At 61.3% G+C, this 15,778-nt stretch carries 17 protein-coding genes and 1 riboswitch; of the genes, 1 reads left to right on the forward strand and 16 read right to left on the reverse strand.

All coding sequences use genetic code 11. The annotated features are described in order from the left end of the window. Window positions 1-5: 5 nt before the first annotated feature. From hisD to ACRWA7_RS31390, 16 genes are all read right to left on the reverse strand, one after another. Window positions 6-1,331 carry a histidinol dehydrogenase gene (hisD, locus tag ACRWA7_RS31315; RefSeq protein ID WP_438394559.1) on the reverse strand — a complete coding sequence of 442 codons (1,326 nt, stop codon included), beginning with the start codon at window positions 1,329-1,331 and terminating at the stop codon, window positions 6-8. A gap of 39 nt (window positions 1,332-1,370) precedes the next feature. Beyond that, window positions 1,371-2,054, reverse strand: coding sequence for an ATP phosphoribosyltransferase (gene hisG, locus ACRWA7_RS31320; protein ID WP_060858233.1), 684 nt, complete (start codon window positions 2,052-2,054; stop codon window positions 1,371-1,373). Continuing rightward, complete coding sequence (gene murA / locus ACRWA7_RS31325; RefSeq protein WP_060858232.1) at window positions 2,051-3,319, reverse strand: UDP-N-acetylglucosamine 1-carboxyvinyltransferase; 1,269 nt, start codon at window positions 3,317-3,319, stop codon at window positions 2,051-2,053. The genes hisG and murA overlap by 4 nt, the downstream gene beginning before the upstream one ends. A gap of 136 nt (window positions 3,320-3,455) precedes the next feature. Beyond that, window positions 3,456-3,695: a BolA family protein gene (locus ACRWA7_RS31330; protein ID WP_060858231.1), complete on the reverse strand. Its 240-nt coding sequence runs from the start codon at window positions 3,693-3,695 to the stop codon at window positions 3,456-3,458. A 41-nt stretch (window positions 3,696-3,736) separates the two neighbouring features. After that, window positions 3,737-4,492, reverse strand: coding sequence for an ABC transporter permease (locus ACRWA7_RS31335; protein WP_438394564.1), 756 nt, complete (start codon window positions 4,490-4,492; stop codon window positions 3,737-3,739). Next, the gene (locus ACRWA7_RS31340) at window positions 4,489-5,415 is read right to left on the reverse strand and encodes an ABC transporter ATP-binding protein (RefSeq protein ID WP_438394567.1); all 927 of its coding nucleotides are present in this window, start codon (window positions 5,413-5,415) and stop codon (window positions 4,489-4,491) included. Before ACRWA7_RS31340 ends, ACRWA7_RS31335 begins: the two co-directional genes overlap by 4 nt. A 225-nt stretch (window positions 5,416-5,640) precedes the next feature. Continuing rightward, window positions 5,641-5,910, reverse strand: a complete 270-nt coding sequence (locus ACRWA7_RS31345; RefSeq protein ID WP_060858228.1) for an STAS domain-containing protein — start codon at window positions 5,908-5,910, stop codon at window positions 5,641-5,643. Next, the gene (locus tag ACRWA7_RS31350; protein WP_438394568.1) at window positions 5,907-6,536 is read right to left on the reverse strand and encodes an MlaC/ttg2D family ABC transporter substrate-binding protein; all 630 of its coding nucleotides are present in this window, start codon (window positions 6,534-6,536) and stop codon (window positions 5,907-5,909) included. The genes ACRWA7_RS31345 and ACRWA7_RS31350 overlap by 4 nt, the downstream gene beginning before the upstream one ends. Window positions 6,537-6,701: 165 nt before the next feature. Continuing rightward, entirely contained in the window at window positions 6,702-7,634 is a 933-nt protein-coding gene (locus tag ACRWA7_RS31355; protein ID WP_060858226.1) for an MlaA family lipoprotein, read from the reverse strand. Window positions 7,635-7,732: 98 nt separating this feature from the next. Next, window positions 7,733-8,284: an outer membrane lipid asymmetry maintenance protein MlaD gene (gene mlaD / locus ACRWA7_RS31360; RefSeq protein ID WP_060858225.1), complete on the reverse strand. Its 552-nt coding sequence runs from the start codon at window positions 8,282-8,284 to the stop codon at window positions 7,733-7,735. A 94-nt stretch (window positions 8,285-8,378) separates the two neighbouring features. Beyond that, a complete protein-coding gene (gene mlaE, locus ACRWA7_RS31365; RefSeq protein ID WP_060858224.1) occupies window positions 8,379-9,146 on the reverse strand; it encodes a lipid asymmetry maintenance ABC transporter permease subunit MlaE in 768 nt (255 codons plus the stop codon). Next, window positions 9,143-9,961 (reverse strand): ABC transporter ATP-binding protein, encoded by an 819-nt coding sequence (locus ACRWA7_RS31370; protein ID WP_060858223.1) that lies wholly within the window; start codon window positions 9,959-9,961, stop codon window positions 9,143-9,145. The genes mlaE and ACRWA7_RS31370 overlap by 4 nt, the downstream gene beginning before the upstream one ends. 116 nt (window positions 9,962-10,077) lie before the next feature. Beyond that, window positions 10,078-11,148, reverse strand: a complete 1,071-nt coding sequence (gene thiE, locus ACRWA7_RS31375) for a thiamine phosphate synthase (protein ID WP_438394573.1) — start codon at window positions 11,146-11,148, stop codon at window positions 10,078-10,080. Then, window positions 11,145-11,957, reverse strand: coding sequence for a thiazole synthase (locus ACRWA7_RS31380; RefSeq protein ID WP_060858222.1), 813 nt, complete (start codon window positions 11,955-11,957; stop codon window positions 11,145-11,147). The genes thiE and ACRWA7_RS31380 overlap by 4 nt, the downstream gene beginning before the upstream one ends. Before the next feature lie 23 nt (window positions 11,958-11,980). Beyond that, window positions 11,981-12,178 (reverse strand): sulfur carrier protein ThiS, encoded by a 198-nt coding sequence (thiS, locus tag ACRWA7_RS31385; RefSeq protein WP_060858221.1) that lies wholly within the window; start codon window positions 12,176-12,178, stop codon window positions 11,981-11,983. A gap of 8 nt (window positions 12,179-12,186) precedes the next feature. Continuing rightward, window positions 12,187-13,338 carry an FAD-dependent oxidoreductase gene (locus ACRWA7_RS31390; RefSeq protein ID WP_438394576.1) on the reverse strand — a complete coding sequence of 384 codons (1,152 nt, stop codon included), beginning with the start codon at window positions 13,336-13,338 and terminating at the stop codon, window positions 12,187-12,189. Window positions 13,339-13,551: 213 nt separating this feature from the next. Beyond that, a riboswitch (TPP riboswitch) is annotated at window positions 13,552-13,682 on the reverse strand. A gap of 285 nt (window positions 13,683-13,967) precedes the next feature. On the opposite strand from ACRWA7_RS31390, the gene ACRWA7_RS31395 reads away from it, so the two are divergent. Then, entirely contained in the window at window positions 13,968-15,719 is a 1,752-nt protein-coding gene (locus ACRWA7_RS31395) for an ABC transporter ATP-binding protein/permease (RefSeq protein WP_438394578.1), read from the forward strand. The last annotated feature ends 59 nt before the right edge of the window (window positions 15,720-15,778 follow it).

The raw sequence follows: 15,778 nt of genomic DNA on the forward strand, positions 1-15,778 counted from the left end.
TGTGGTTACTGCGCCGTGTTTTTCATCCGGTACTCAGCGCTGCGGGCATGTGCCTGCAAGCCTTCGCCGTAAGCCAGTTCCGCTGCAATTTCCCCAAGCGTCTGCGCGCCTTCCGCGCTGACTTCGATCACGCTCGAACGCTTCAGGAAATCGTACACGCCAAGTGGCGACGAAAACCGCGCCGTACGCGATGTCGGCAGCACGTGATTCGGTCCCGCGCAATAATCGCCGAGACTTTCGCTCGTGTAACGGCCGAGGAAGATCGCGCCCGCGTGACGGATCAGCGCCGCCCATTGATGCGGATCGAGCGCGGAAATCTCGAGGTGCTCCGGCGCAATGTCATTGGCGATCGCGCACGCCTCGTTCATGTCGGCTACCTTGATCAGCGCGCCGCGATCTTCCAGCGAGCGCTGAATCACGTCGCGACGCGGCAGCGTGGGCAGCAACTCATTGATCGCGTCTTCCACGCGCTGAATGAACGCCGCGTCCGGGCACAGCAGGATGGATTGCGCGAGTTCGTCATGCTCGGCTTGCGAGAAAAGGTCCATCGCGACCCAGCGCGGGTCCGTGGTTCCGTCGCAGATAATCAGGATTTCAGACGGTCCCGCAATCATGTCGATGCCAACCGTGCCGAACACCCGCCGTTTCGCCGACGCCACATACGCGTTGCCGGGGCCGCAGATCTTATCGACGGCGGGAATGGACTGCGTGCCGTACGCGAGCGCGCCAACCGCTTGCGCGCCGCCGATGGTGAACACGCGATCCACGCCGCCGAGCAACGCGGCGGCGAGTACGAGCGGATTTTTCACGCCATCGGGCGTGGGCACGACCATCACGATTTCCTTCACGCCGGCAACGCGCGCGGGAATTGCGTTCATCAACACCGACGACGGATACGCCGCCTTGCCGCCCGGCACGTAGATTCCGGCGCGGTCGAGCGGCGTGACTTTCTGGCCGAGCACGGTGCCGTCTGCCTCCGTGTATTGCCAGCTATGACTCCCGCATTCGATCTTTTGCTTCTCGTGATAACCGCGCACACGCGCCGCCGCCGCTTCCAGCGCGGCGCGGCGTTTTGGCTCAAGCCCTTCCAGCGCCGCTTCCAGCTCGGATTGCGGCAATTCCAGCGACGCCACGCTTTCCGCCTTCAGCCGGTCGAACCTGTTCGTGTAGTCGAGGACCGCTTCGTCGCCGCGCTTTTTGACATCGGCGAGAATTTGCGCGACAGAGCGCTCGATGGCTTCGTCCTCGCTCGCCTCGAACGCGAGCACCGCGTGCAGCGCCGTGTGAAAACCGTTGGCGCTGGAATCGAGTTTGCGAATCTTGATAGACATGATGCTGGTATCCGTTGGTTTGCCTTGGCTTATAAAGCCTCAGGCGCTCGCCGACGCGCGTTCGAACGCGTCGAGGTAAGGTTTCAACGCGGCGCGCTTCAGCTTCAGCGCGGCCTGGTTGACGACCAGACGCGACGATATTTCCATGATTTCCTCGACTTCGACAAGATCGTTCGCGCGCAACGTGTTACCGGAACTAACCAGATCGACAATGGCGTCGGCCAGACCGACCAGCGGCGCGAGTTCCATGGACCCGTACAGTTTGATCAAATCGACGTGGACGCCCTTCGCCGCGAAATGCTCTCGCGCCACTTCAACATATTTTGTCGCCACACGCAGCCGCGCGCCTTGTCGCACGGCGGATTCGTAGTCGAAACCGTTCTTCACCGCGACGGACATCCGGCAGCGCGCAATGTTCAGGTCGACCGGCTGATACAACCCGCCGCCGCCATGCTCGATCAGCACGTCCTTGCCCGCCACGCCGAAATCCGCCGCGCCGTATTCCACGTAGGTGGGGACATCGGTTGCACGCACGATGATCACGCGCAGATTCGGATTCGTGGTCGGCAAGATCAGCTTGCGCGACGTCTCGGGGTCCTCGGTCACTTCAACGCCAGCCGAAGCGAGCAGCGGCAGCGTTTCCTCGAAGATGCGTCCCTTCGACAAAGCCAGCGTCAAGATCGCGCCCGGCTGCACCGACGCGGAAGTCTGCAGTGAACTCATTGCTCCACCCCGCCGCCCTTGATGCGTCGCACGTTCGCGCCGACGGTCGTCAGCTTGCTCTCCATGCGGTCGTAGCCGCGATCGAGGTGATAAATCCGGTCGATGAGCGTCTCGCCTTCCGCACACATGGCCGCGATCACCAGACTCGCCGACGCCCGCAAATCCGTCGCCATGACTTTCGCGCCCGACAGTTTCTGCACGCCGGTAACGAGCGCCGTGTTTCCGTCGATGGTAATGCTCGCGCCCAGGCGATTCAGTTCCTGCACGTGCATGAACCGGTTTTCGAAGATGGTTTCGACCGCTTGCGACGTGCCGCTGGCCAGGGTGTTGAGCGCCATGAATTGCGCCTGCATGTCGGTCGGGAACGCCGGATACTCCGATGTGCGGAAGCTCACCGCATTCGGCCGCTTGTTCATGCGCACGCGAATCCAGTTCTCGCCTTCTTCAACCGACACACCCGCTTCGTGCAGCTTTTCGATCACCGCTTCGAGCAACGACGGATTCACGTTGCGCAACGTGACGTCGCCACCGGTTGCCGCAACGGCGCAAAGAAACGTGCCCGCTTCAATACGATCCGGCACGACCGAATGCCGAGCGCCGTGCAACGTGTCCACGCCCTGAATCACCAGCCGGTCCGACCCGATACCCTCGATCCTTGCGCCCATTGCGACGAGCAGGTTCGCAAGGTCGCTCACTTCCGGCTCGCGCGCCGCGTTCTCGATAACCGTTTCGCCGTCCGCCAGCACCGCCGCCATCAGCAGGTTTTCCGTGCCGGTGACGGTGATCATGTCGGTGACAATGCGCGCGCCTTTCAACCGCTTCGCCCGCGCCTCGATGAAACCATGCTCGATCGTGATCTCGGCGCCCATCGCCTGGAGACCCTTGATGTGCTGATCGACCGGACGCGCGCCGATTGCGCAGCCGCCCGGCAACGACACCTTCGCTTCGCCGAAGCGCGCGACCAGCGGCCCGAGCACAAGAATGGATGCACGCATGGTCTTGACCATTTCGTACGGCGCCACGAGGTTGTCCACCTTCGATGCATTCAGCGTGACACGTCCGTCCGCCGACTCCGAGCGCAAGCCCATCTGGTTGAGCAATTTGAGCATCGTGCGCACGTCCTGCAGATTGGGCACGTTTTCCAGATGCACGTCGTCGGCCGTCAGCAAGCTGGCGCAGAGAATCGGCAACGCCGCGTTCTTCGCACCCGATACAACGATTTCGCCCGAGAGCTTTGCGCCCCCGACAATCACGAGTTTGTCCATGCCTGGCGTTCCTTCTACTGAGCTTCCTGCAGCGGCGCCATTGTCGGCGTCGCGGTTGTCTTGAGTGAATCGCACTAATTTTCCAGCTTATCGGTTGACGGGTGATGCATCGAATGCACAAACAACGAAGGGACGCTCAGGCGGGTTTCCACTCGGCGGGCGTCAGCGTCTTCATGCTCAGCGCGTGGATTTCCGCGCGCATGCGGTCGCCAAGCGCCGCGTACACGAGTTGATGACGCGCAATGGGCCGCTTGCCTTCGAACGCATCGCTCACGATGGTCGCAAAGAAATGCTGGCCGTCGCCTTCTACTTCAACGTGCTGGCAAGCGAGGCCGCCAGCAATGTAGTCTTTCACTTGCTCGGGAGTCGGCAACATGGATCTCTCCTGGAAATTGAGCGAAATCGGTTAATCCGCGCCTAGTGGCGCAACTTGTAGCCGCTTGCCAGCAGGCGCATGGCGATGGCCGCCAGCACGATGAAAAACCCGCCGACAATACCCAGGCTCGCAAGCGGACTGACGTCGGACATGCCGAAGAAACCGTAGCGAAATCCGTCGATCATGTAGAAAAACGGATTGAGCCGCGACACTTCGCGCCAGATGGGCGGCAGCGTATGCGTGGAGTAGAACACGCCCGACAGGAACGTCAGCGGCATGATCAGGAAATTCTGGAACGCGGCGAGCTGGTCGAATTTATCCGCCCAGACACCGGCGATCAATCCGAGTGTTCCCAGGATTGCCGATCCGAGCATGGCGAAGGCAAGGATATAGAGCGGCGCGCTGAAGCTCATCGGAATAAACCACACGGTCACGATGAATACGCCAAAACCGACCGCCAGTCCGCGCACCACGGATGCCAGCACGTACGCGAAGAACATTTCCCAGTGCGAAAGCGGCGGCAGCAGGACGAACACAAGGTTGCCGGTGATCTTCGACTGGATCAGCGACGAAGAGCTATTCGCGAAGGCATTCTGCAGCACGCTCATCATGACGAGGCCGGGCACCAGGAAACTCGTATAGGCCACGCCCGGATATACCTCGACGTGACTGGTCAGCGCGTGACCGAAGATCATCAAATAGAGCAAGGCCGTGATCACCGGCGCGAGCACGGTCTGGAAGGCGACCTTGTAGAAACGCAGAATCTCTTTATAAAACAGAGTGCGAAAGCCGCTCATGACAAGCCCTCGACCACTTCCGGTCCGTTCATCACCTGCACGAACACATCCTCCAGATCCGCTTTGCGGACATCGATTTCATCGAACGTGCAACCCGCCGCGCGACATTTCGCGAGGATCGGCTCGACGTCGTCGTAGCTTGACAGGCGCAGCAGGTGGTTTGTGCCGGAGGTCGCGCGCGGGTCGATTTCCAGCGCGCGCAGCTCGACGGGAAGAAAACCTTGGGAGAACCGCAGCGAAAGCTGCATGCCGGCGAAGCGCTGCAAGAGCGTGCTGGTTCGTTCGAGCGCAACCACTTCGCCGCGCCGCAACATGGCGAGCCGATCGCACAGCGCTTCGGCTTCTTCCAGATAGTGCGTGGTCAGCACAATGGTGTGACCTTCGCGATTCAGGCGCGAGATGAACTTCCACAGCGTCTGCCGCAATTCGACATCAACGCCCGCAGTCGGCTCGTCAAGCACGATCACCAGCGGCTTGTGCACCAGCGCCTGCGCCACCAGCACGCGGCGTTTCATGCCGCCCGAAAGTGCGCGCGTGTTGACATCGGCTTTCTCGGTGAGATCGAGATTCGCCATGATTTCATCGATCCAGTCGTCGTTCTTGCGCAAGCCGAAGTAGCCGGACTGGATGCGCAGCGATTCGCGAACGGTGAAAAACGGATCGAAAACGAGTTCCTGCGGCACGACGCCGAGCGAGCGGCGGGCATCGCGGAAATCCGTGACCACGTCGTGCCCGAGCACGGAAATCGTGCCGCTATCGGCGCGCGCCAAGCCCGCGAGAATGCTGATGAGAGTGGTTTTACCTGCGCCGTTCGGGCCGAGCAGACCGAAAAACTCGCCCTCCTCGACCACCAGATTCACGCCTTTGAGTGCTTGCAGCTCTTTGTAGCGCTTTTTGACGTTGCGGATTTCTATGGCTGACATTGACAGTGCGCGCGCGTGTTGGGGGCTGCGCCTTTTAGGTGTGCGGATCGGAACCGGAACCCGCCTTTATTACGATGAAAGGCGGAAGATGGGCCGAAAAAACGGTTGATTATAGGCCATCTGCGGCCGAGGGCTGCCGCAAGCGCATCCATGACAACCCTGTCCGGTGCGTCTCGTCTGTATTGAAACAGCATCGAAACGCGCCAGTAGTTCAGTCAGACAGGGTCAATGTCGGAAGGTGAGAAGCGTATTGACGCCGTAGGCTTGCGCGAGACTGGCAAGCCCGGAAGGGAGATTTATCACGTCGAGCGCCGTACCGCGCGCGGCGGCGGCGCGCTGCCATGCGATCAAAACAGCAAGCGCCGACGAATCGAACTGCTTGAGCGGCGCGCAATCCACTTCGGTCGCGCCCGCTGCTATGCGCGACAAACCCGCCTCCAGCGCACTCCTGGCGCTGTCGTGCGTGAGGGTCGCGGCGGTTTCGAAGCGACTCACGATGCCTTGCCGTTTGCCAGTTGCTGGTTGCGCGTGGTCAGGAACTGCAGCAGGCCGGAGACGCCATGTTGCTGGATCTGCTCGTTGAATTGCTGCTGGTAAGCCTGGATCAGCCACGCGCCGAGCACGTTGATGTCGTAGACCTTCCAACCCTGCGGCGTCTTGTACAGACGATAGTCGAGCTGGATCGGCGAACCGTTGTTCACCACGACCGAGCGCACCACGACGTCGGTATCGCTCGGATCCGCGCGAAACGGCTTGTACTGGACCTGCTGGTCACGAACCTGCGCCAACGCGCCCGAGTATGTGCGAATCAGCAGCATCTTGAATTGCTCGACGATCTGCTTTTGCTGCTCCGGCGTAGCCGTATTCCAGTTGCGGCCCATCACCAGACGCGTGGTGCGCGTGAAGTCCGTGTACGGCAGGATCTTTTCGTTCACCAGTTCCGTGATACGTGTGATATTGCCCGACTGGATCTGCTTGTCCGCCTTGATCTGGTCGAGAACCTGCGTTGTCACCGTCTTTACCAGACCATCTGGCGTCGACATATCGGCGGATTGAGCGAACGCGCCGGGGCAAAAGGCCACCAACACAGCAAACAGGGGAAGCAAGAATAGTTTTTTCATTAAGGACTCTGCAAAAAAAGTGGCCAGGGTTTGAGCGTGGCGCGCTCCATGAGTTCATCGCCACGCTGTTACCAGCCGTCAAAACACTTTCTATATATTACTGGCGCTTGGCATATCGCGCTTTTTCCACGATGCAACCCGCGCCATGCACCGCCTCGCACAACCTCAGCGCAGCTTGAACGACGGGAACGACGGAATCCGCGGTGGCACCATGCGATCCGCGGGAACACCCGTTGCACCCGGCGCGCTCGCCGGCGCCGCGGCCGAAGCCGCTTGCGGCGCCGATGCCGATCCCGCCGGAGGCGACGCCAATACACCAGAAGCAGCGCCCGGGCCTGCTGCCGGCGCGTTCACATCGTCGTACTTGGGCAGCGGCTCTGCGCCGTTATCGCCGTAATCCGGCACCGCGTTGTTGTCCTGATTGCCAAGCAGATACTGCCGGCGTTGCAGGTACGCGTTACGAACGAACGAGTATTTGTCGAGCGCGGCGTCCGCCAGCACGTCGCTCGCACCCAGCAAATTCGCCCGCGTGTTGACCAGTTCTACACCGAAAAGCGTCGTGCGGAACCAGGTCGGATCCACGTAACTCGTCACATTGCCAAAATAGTCGACCACCGTACCCGCCGTGTCACGCACCGTGCTCGGCCCGAGCAATGGCAACACCACATAGGGACCCGCCGGCACGCCGTAATGGCCGAGCGTCAAGCCGAAATCCTCGGTGTGCTTCGGAAGTCCGGCGACGCTCGCGATGTCGAAAATCCCGGCCACGCCGAAGATCGAGTTCATCACCACGCGCATGATGTCCGACACGCCATCGGCAATCTTCAACTGCACGAGATTGTTCGCGGCCGTGTAGATATCGCCGATATTGCCGAAGAAGTTCGTGACGCCGTCGCGCACCGGCTGCGGCGTGATGAACACATAACCCTTCGCAATCGGCTTGAGCGCGATCTGGTCGATCTTGTCGTTGATCGTGAACATCGTCCGGTTGTAGCTCTCGAACGGGTCGCCCTTGGTCGGCGTGGTCACCGTCGCGCATCCGGCAAGCACTGCCACCGCGAGTATCACGGCCGCGTTTTTTACGCGCATTGCCTGCATTGTTCTTCTCCTTATTGTCGCTGACCCGGAGGCTGCCCTGTGCCGCGAAATGTGCCAGCCTCCGACTGCGTGAATCTTGCTGAATCAATATGTCCGGATCATTGACCTGCAGCGCTCGCGCCCATTGCGCTTGCCGCACCCGGGAACGCCGGCGCGGCCGGGGCAGCAGACGACGCCGGCTTGGATGCACCCGAATCCGCCGCCTTGTTGTACAGGAACTGGCCGATCAGGTTCTCCAGGACCACGGCCGATTGCGTCATGGAAATGGTGTCGCCGCTTTTGAGCATCTGGTCGTCGCCGCCCGGCTCCAGGCCGATGTACTGCTCGCCAAGCAAGCCCGACGTCAGGATCTTCGCCGACGAATCCTTCGGAAACTGATATTGCTTGTCGATATCGATCGTGACTTGCGCTTGATACGTATTCTGGTCAAAGCCAATGTTCGCAACGCGGCCCACTGTCACGCCCGCGCTTTTCACAGGCGCGCGCGGCTTCAATCCGCCGATGTTGTCGAACTTCAGCTTGACCGGATAGGTCGGCTGAAAAGACATGGCGTTCATATTGCCGGCCTTCAGTGCAAGAAATAATAGCGCTATGAAACCCAGCACCACGAAGAGGCCCACCCAAAAGTCGAGAGCAGCAGTCTTTTTCATCGTCTTCCCAAAGAATCTTGTAGCAGTTTTTGCGTGAGGGTCTGTGCCCTGCACAACGTCTGCAACCTGACAAACCAGGCCGCAGGCCGAACGATCAGTTGAACATCAGCGCGGTCAGCAAAAAGTCCAGTCCGAGCACCGCCAGCGAGCCGTACACCACCGTTTTCGTGGTCGCGCGCGAGACCCCTTCCGGCGTGGGCTGGGCTTCATAACCCTGGAACAGCGCGATGAACGTGACCGCGAAGCCGAACACAATGCTCTTGATCACGCCATTGCCCACGTCGCTCCAGACGTCCACGCCGCCTTGCATTTGCGACCAGAAAGCGCCCGGATCCACGCCGATCATCAGCACGCCGACCACATAGCCGCCGAAAATGCCCACCGCGCTGAAAATCGCGGCCAGCACCGGCATGGCGATAATCCCGGCCCAGAAGCGGGGCGCCACGACCACCTTGAGCGGATCGACGGCCATCATTTCCATGGCGGTGAGTTGCTCTCCCGCTTTCATGAGGCCAATTTCAGCCGTCAACGACGTACCCGCGCGGCCCGCGAACAGCAAGGCCGTCACCACCGGCCCGAGTTCCCGCACCAGCGAGAGCGCGACCAGGAGGCCGAGCGCTTGCTCGGAGCCGTATCGGTTGAGTGTGAGATAACCCTGCAAGCCGAGCACGAAGCCGACGAACAAACCCGACACGCCAATGATCAGCAGCGAATAATTGCCGACGAAGTGAATCTGTTTCGTGACAAGGCGCGGGCGGCGCAGCAACGGAAAGAATTCGACGACAAGGCGCAGGAACATGCGCGTCGCATATCCGATCGTGCCGAAGCTGCCGAGCACCGAGCGTCCGATGGCGCTGATCATGCCTTTGCTCCGATACCAAAGTCCGCCGCCAGCGGCGTCGTGCTTGGATAGTGAAATTTGAAGGGACCATCTGGCGCGCCGTCGATGAACTGACGCACCGACGGTTCCTGCGATGCCCGCAACTCCGCCGGCGTGCCTTCGGCCAGAATCCCGCCGTTCGCGATGAAATACACGTAATCGGCAATGGCGAACGATTCCGGCACGTCGTGCGTGACCAGAATGGACGTGGCGCCCAGCGCGCTATTGAGCGTGCGGATCAGGTTGGCCGTGATGCCGAGTGAAATGGGATCCAGCCCGGCGAACGGCTCGTCGTACATCATCAGTTCGGGATCGAGCGCGATTGCACGTGCAAGCGCCACGCGGCGCGCCATGCCGCCCGATATCTCCGATGGCGACAAGTCCCGCGCGCCACGCAGCCCGACCGCGTTGAGCTTCATCAGCACGAGGTCGCGCAGGAGTTCCTCGGGGAGATCGGTGTGTTCGCGCAGCGGGAACGCGACGTTGTCGAAAACGGTCTGGTCGGTGAAAAGCGCGCCGAACTGGAACAGCATGCCCATTTTGCGGCGAAGTTCGTAGAGGCCGTCGCGCGTCTGCGCGCCGACGTCCTTGCCGCCGAAAAGCACCTGGCCTTTCTGCGCCTTCACGAGGCCGCCGATCAGCCGCAGCACGGTGGTCTTGCCGCAGCCGGAGCCGCCCATGACGGCCACGACCTGACCGCGCTTGAAGCGCATGTTCAGGTTCGACAGGATGAGCCGCTCGCCGTAGCCGAAATCGACGTCGCGAAGCTCTAGCAAAGTCTCGGGAGAAGCTGACACAGGGGCTGACAATCCTTTTACGCAAGAGGCCGAATTATAGGGCCTGTGCGCTTAAAGCGACGTGACGGTCCCTTTCGACTGATAAAACATATGAAGTTTTTTCCGATTCGGCTGCATTATCGCGCGAATTCCTGTTGCAACGCAGAAACGGCGAAAGCCAGGTCTGGTGCCTCTGTAATGGCGCGCACGACTGCTGCGCTTCCCACACCGGTCGACAACACCTGCTGCAGCACGGCACCATTCACGCCGCCGATTGCAACCAGCGGAACAATCCCGTCGAGCAAGCGCACATAGCGTGCCAGACGCGACAAACCTTGCGGCGCTGTGGGCATGACCTTCGTCGTGGTCGGAAAAACTGCGCCGAGCGCAAGATAGCTCGGTTTGAAGTGCAGCGCCTTGAGCATTTCGTAGTAACCGTGCGTTGACAGGCCAAGCCGCAAACCCGCTTCCGCAATGGCGTTCAGGTCGGCCGTTTCGACGTCCTCCTGCCCGAGATGCACGCCATATGCGCCAGCCGCAATCGCCTCGCGCCAATGATCGTTGATAAAAAGCTGGGCTTGATGCTTCGCGCCGGCTGCTACCGAACGTGCGATTTCCTGCTTCAAGTCGCCTGGATCCGCCGATTTACGGCGCAATTGCACCGTTTTCACGCCTTGGTCCAGAACCCGTTCGACCCACTCCGCGCTTGGCAACACGGCGTACAAACCTAGCCGGTCCGGGCAATGAGCAAACGCCCTTGAAGGCGGCGGCAGCAAATTTGCAACCTTTGGGAATGTGTAGAAGTCGACCGGCCATGCATCGAGTTCGTCCAGATTCGACGGACGCCAGGCGAGCGCCAGAACGAGCGCATCGTGCGGCTCGAAACCGCAATCCAGGAATGCGGCCAGAGCCGCGGGCCAATCGTCCGACCACTCGCCTTCCAGCGCGTACTCCACGCCGTCGAGTTGCAAGGTTGCACGGCCGGCTTTGGCGTCGAGCAATCCCACGCCTTCTGCTTCCGGCTTGTTGGACCCGCCGCCCAGTATCAAATCCCCTTTCAGCGGTCGATCCGGCGCGCTCAAACAGATCCGCCATTGCTTCGATGCCGCCGGCCAGTCACCCAAGCGCCGCCGAATTCGCTCCGAAGCTTCGAGCAGTTCGTCGGCGGGTGGCCAGAAGATTTCCCTGTCCTGCGTCAACATGCTCATGCCGCGCTCCCATCCTGGTGCCAGAACGGCATGCCGACAACCGGCGTGCTCGCCTGCGCGCTATCGCGCTCGGCCATTGGCCCTGCCAGATAAGCCATCCGCCCCGCTTCCACACCCAGCGCAAACGCGCGGGCCATCTGCGGCGGAAACGTGGCCTGCGAGACGGCCGTGTTCAGCAACACGCCGTCGAAACCCCATTCCATGACCTGACACGCGTGGGAAGGCACGCCCAGACCGGCATCGACGATAAGCGGCACATCCGGCAACCGCTCGCGCAGCGTGCGCAATCCGTATGGGTTCGTCACGCCTTTACCCGTACCAATCGGCGCGCCCCACGGCATCAGCGCCTCGCAGCCGACGTCGAGCAGGCGGCGGCCGATCACCAGGTCTTCCGTGCAGTACGGCAGCACCTTGAAGCCTTCGCGAACAAGAATTCCAGCGGCTTCCACGAGGCCGATCGGGTCGGGCTGCAGCGTGTAGTCGTCGCCAATGAGTTCGAGCTTCAGCCACGGGGTATCGAAGAGTTCGCGCGCCATTCGCGCCGTGGTCAGCACTTCGTCCACGGTCTGGCAGCCCGCCGTGTTGGGCAGCAACGCAACGCCGTGGCGCTTGAGCACGTCGAAGAAACCGGCTTCGCCCGTGTTCGACTGGCGCCGCAACGCGACGGTGACCATGCCGGGCCGGGCGGCGTCGATGGAATCCGACAGCGATTGCAGCGACGGATAGCGCGACGTTCCCAGCAACACGCGGCTCGGAAACGGCGTGCCGTAGAGCGTGAGGGTATCGGCGGTGGTGATCGTTAAGGTCATGACCAATTCCTGTATGGAAACGCTCAGCCGCCGGCAACCGGCGAGACGATGTCGAGTTTGTCGCCGGCATTGAGCGCTTTCGACGCATGCTCGCCGCGCGCGACGAATTGCCCGTTCAGCGCCACGGCGAACGGCGGCTTCGCGCCGAAAGCGGCGAGCGCGTCGGTGACGGTGGCTGCATCGGGGACGGAAAACGGTTGCTGATTGATGTGGATGTTCATGATGAATCTCAAAGCACAGGCGCGGCTTGTTCGCAGCGCAGCAAGGCGGACCAGCGGGCGTGGTGACGCCAGTCATTGAAGGAGTCGGAATCGGTGACCGCGCCGCCGAGCAGGGCCTGGGCGAGGGTGTTAGCGGTATCGGCGACTTCGGGCGCGATCATGTAGCCGTGCCGATACAACCCGTTCACGCGCAAGGTTCGTGCACCATCCCAGACAATTGCCGGCCGATGATCGGGCAATGTCGGGCGGCATTGCGAATTCAGTTCGAGAATGCGCGCCTCGCCAAAACCCGGATGCACCGCGAACGCCGCGCTCAGCAGTTCCAGCGCGGAGCGCACGGTCACGGGCGACATGTCTTCGCCTTCGACTTCGGTTGCGCCGATCACGTACACGTCGTTTTCCTTCGGCGCGATGTAAAGCGGATAGCGCGGATGCAGCAAGCGCACCGGCCGCGTCAGGCCAATACCCGGCGCATGCACGCGCGCCACTTCGCCACGAATGCCGCGTAGCGCCGGCCACGCGGCTTTCCCGCCGAGACCGCGGCAATCGATCACGAAGCGCGCATCCGGCATCGCATCAATTGTTGTATTCCAGTGAAGATCGACGTTGCGCTCCGCCAGTCCCGCTGCGAGCGCCGCCAGGACCTGACGGTTATCGAGCTGGCCTTCATTGGGAAGCAGCCAGCCCTGCGGGAAGCGCGTACCAAGCGACGGTTCCGCCAACGCGACCTGTTCCCCGGACAGCTTGATGAAGCCGTCCTCAAACAGCGCCGAAGGCGCATTCGCCCGCAACCTGCGCTCGAACAACGGCGCCTCGGCTCGATCGCCAGCGTGCCAGACGACCAGCGTGCCGTTGCGTTGAAAAAACACGGGTTTGGGCAACTGGGCAATCAATCGAGGCCAGCGTTCCAGCGACGCCGCTCCCAGTTCAGTAATCAGCAATTCGGCGCTGGCAGCTTCGGCGAGGGGCGCGAGCATCGCCGCCGCGACCCAGGCCGCCGACTGCGTGCCGGCCGCATCGCCCCGTTCGTACAACGCCACGCGATGCCCTGCGCCCGCCAGCAGCCACGCGACCAGCCGTCCGCACAGGCCGCCGCCGACGACAGCAAAGTCGTCCCGGCCCGTCAGGACACGCGGATTGGAACGCACAACAGTATTCACGATGACGATGCCTCCTCAGCACACGCGGCAGGACCTACGAGCACGCGTTGCGCATAAAAGAAGTCGAAACCGGGAGGAATGCCGGTTTCGAGCCCTGATTGCACGCGCGGCGCACAAAACATGTTCAGGGACGAAACCACGGCGAGATTGCGGCGCCGATACGCACTTACGCGGATCGCGGCCTGCCAATACTGGAAGAGACTGGAAATCCAATTGGGTTTTCCGGAAACTTCCCTCGCCGGTATTACCCGGATCGGGTGCAAAGGGACTCTCTCAGCCTCGCCGCGCATTTTCCGGTCCATCAAAATCGGAAAACGCGCGCCGAAGCACCCCTGTTTCGTCACCAATCATTAAAACATAAAAGCGAAACGGGCCGCAAACCGGAAAAAGCCGGATATGGATGCGAGCAGTTCGCAGCATCCTCGTCTTTCGCGCGTGCTGCGCACACTCTGGCACAATGCCGCGAACGCCGGGTGCATCTCGTTTTGCGCGGATACAGCAAGGATTAAGGCGCAGTTAAGGCGCGCCCGAAACAATGCTCCGGCGCGCCGTCTTCAAGATCCCGTACGATCCGCGGCGCCCGCCAGGTTACAAATTTGCCGCCGAGCCGGCACGTCCTCAGGAAGCTCATGACCATCACACCTCCCGGCAACACGGAACAAAACGCCGACAAAGTGTCGGCGTGGAGTCTCATCAAGCCTTATTGGGTATCGGAAGAACGCGGCATTGCGTGGCTTTTGCTGATTGCGATCATCGCGATCAACATGACGGTCGTGTACATCAATGTCCGCCTGAACAAATGGAACGCGGACTTCTACAACGCGCTCCAGACCAAGAACGTCCACGACTTTCCGCATCTGCTGATGATCTTCACGGGTCTCGCATTCGCGTACATCCTGCTCGCGGTGTACGGCAGGTATTTGCGGCAGATGCTCGGCTTCCGCTGGCGTCAGTGGCTCACGCACCGCTACCTTGAACAATGGCTTGGCGATAACGCCTTCTACCGCATAGAACGCGATCGTCTCGCCGATAACCCCGACCAGCGGATCAGCGACGACCTTCAGTCGTTTGCCACGACGACGCTGGCGTTATCGCTGGATCTGTTGTCTACCCTTGTCACGCTTGCCACATTCATCACCATTCTGTGGTCGCTCGCGGGCGCATTGAGCTTCTCTGTCCTTGGCACGCCGATCACGATTCCGGGCTATATGGTGTGGGCCGCCGCGGGGTATGCCGTGCTCGGATCGCTCCTGATGCAACGGTTCGGCCATCCGCTGGTATCGATCAATTATCAGGCCCAGAAAGTGGAGGCCAACTTCCGCTTCGGCCTGATCCGCATTCGCGAAAACGCGGAACAGATTGCGTTCTACGATGGCGTCGCGACCGAGACCACGACCGCCAAGGGCATCTTTCAAACGATCCGCCAGAACTACTGGCAGATCATGAAATACACCAAGCGGCTGACGTTCGTGCTCGCGTTCTATAGCCAGGTCGCGAACATTTTCCCGATCATGGTCGCCGCGCCGCGCTACTTCGCCGGCGCGTATTCGCTCGGTGTGCTCATGCAGATCAGTTCCGCGTTCGGCACGGTCAGCGACTCGTTTTCGTGGTTCATCAATAGTTATTCGACGTTGGTCGAATGGCGCGCGACCGTGAACCGGCTGCGCGAATTCAAGCGCGTGATGCGCTCCACGCACATCAAGGAAGCCATTTCGCCCGCTACCGCGCACGGTGGGATCAACCTGCATTACGCGAGCACGGACGCACTCGTGACGAAGGGATTGAAGCTGGCGCTGCCCGATGGCAAGCCGCTCGCAAGCGTCGCCGATGTCACCGTGAAGCCCGGTTCGCGCTGGCTCGTGCAAGGGCCGTCGGGTTCAGGCAAGAGCACGTTGATGCGCGCGCTGGCCGGCTTGTGGCCCTTCGGCGATGGCACGATCGACGCTCCCGTCGATGCAAAACTGATGTTCATCCCGCAGCAAAGCTACTTGCCGATCGGCACGTTGAAAGCGGCGCTGAGCTACCCGTCGGAAGCATCCATTTTCTCCGATGAAGCCTGCCGGGAAGCACTGCGCGTCTGCAATCTGGCGGCTTATGGCACGCGGCTGGACGAGTCCGGGCACTGGGCAAAGATGATGTCGCCGGGCGAACAGCAACGGCTGGCTGCGGCGCGCGTGTTGCTGCATAAACCGGACTTCATGTTCCTCGACGAAGCCACCAGCGCCCTCGATGCCGAAAACGAGATGTTGGTCTACACGGCGATCATCAGCGCGTTGCCGAACGCCGCGATCGTCAGCGTGGCACACCGCGAGTCGGTGTCCGGGTTCCATGAAAGCCGGATCGAGATCGAGCGCGCTGCGGCGGAAAGCATTGCGGCGTAAAAGCCGTTTCGCGCGCGATTGATCGTGCGTGATTAAAGCGCCAGGAAAAGCGGGTTCTT

Source organism: Caballeronia sp. DA-9, from assembly GCF_051615025.1.
Classification (GTDB): domain Bacteria; phylum Pseudomonadota; class Gammaproteobacteria; order Burkholderiales; family Burkholderiaceae; genus Caballeronia; species Caballeronia sordidicola.

Bases quoted from the DNA above. Each gene is read 5' to 3' on its own strand.
- hisD (WP_438394559.1), bottom strand. From the start codon at position 1,331: ATGTCTATCAAGATTCGCAAACTCGATTCCAGCGCCAACGGTTTTCAC.
- hisG (WP_060858233.1), bottom strand. From the start codon at position 2,054: ATGAGTTCACTGCAGACTTCCGCGTCGGTGCAGCCGGGCGCGATCTTG.
- murA (WP_060858232.1), bottom strand. From the start codon at position 3,319: ATGGACAAACTCGTGATTGTCGGGGGCGCAAAGCTCTCGGGCGAAATC.
- ACRWA7_RS31330 (WP_060858231.1), bottom strand. From the start codon at position 3,695: ATGTTGCCGACTCCCGAGCAAGTGAAAGACTACATTGCTGGCGGCCTC.
- ACRWA7_RS31335 (WP_438394564.1), bottom strand. From the start codon at position 4,492: ATGAGCGGCTTTCGCACTCTGTTTTATAAAGAGATTCTGCGTTTCTAC.
- ACRWA7_RS31340 (WP_438394567.1), bottom strand. From the start codon at position 5,415: ATGTCAGCCATAGAAATCCGCAACGTCAAAAAGCGCTACAAAGAGCTG.
- ACRWA7_RS31350 (WP_438394568.1), bottom strand. From the start codon at position 6,536: ATGAAAAAACTATTCTTGCTTCCCCTGTTTGCTGTGTTGGTGGCCTTT.
- ACRWA7_RS31355 (WP_060858226.1), bottom strand. From the start codon at position 7,634: ATGCAGGCAATGCGCGTAAAAAACGCGGCCGTGATACTCGCGGTGGCA.
- mlaD (WP_060858225.1), bottom strand. From the start codon at position 8,284: ATGAAAAAGACTGCTGCTCTCGACTTTTGGGTGGGCCTCTTCGTGGTG.
- mlaE (WP_060858224.1), bottom strand. From the start codon at position 9,146: ATGATCAGCGCCATCGGACGCTCGGTGCTCGGCAGCTTCGGCACGATC.
- thiE (WP_438394573.1), bottom strand. From the start codon at position 11,148: ATGAGCATGTTGACGCAGGACAGGGAAATCTTCTGGCCACCCGCCGAC.
- ACRWA7_RS31380 (WP_060858222.1), bottom strand. From the start codon at position 11,957: ATGACCTTAACGATCACCACCGCCGATACCCTCACGCTCTACGGCACG.
- thiS (WP_060858221.1), bottom strand. From the start codon at position 12,178: ATGAACATCCACATCAATCAGCAACCGTTTTCCGTCCCCGATGCAGCC.
- ACRWA7_RS31395 (WP_438394578.1), top strand. From the start codon at position 13,968: ATGACCATCACACCTCCCGGCAACACGGAACAAAACGCCGACAAAGTG.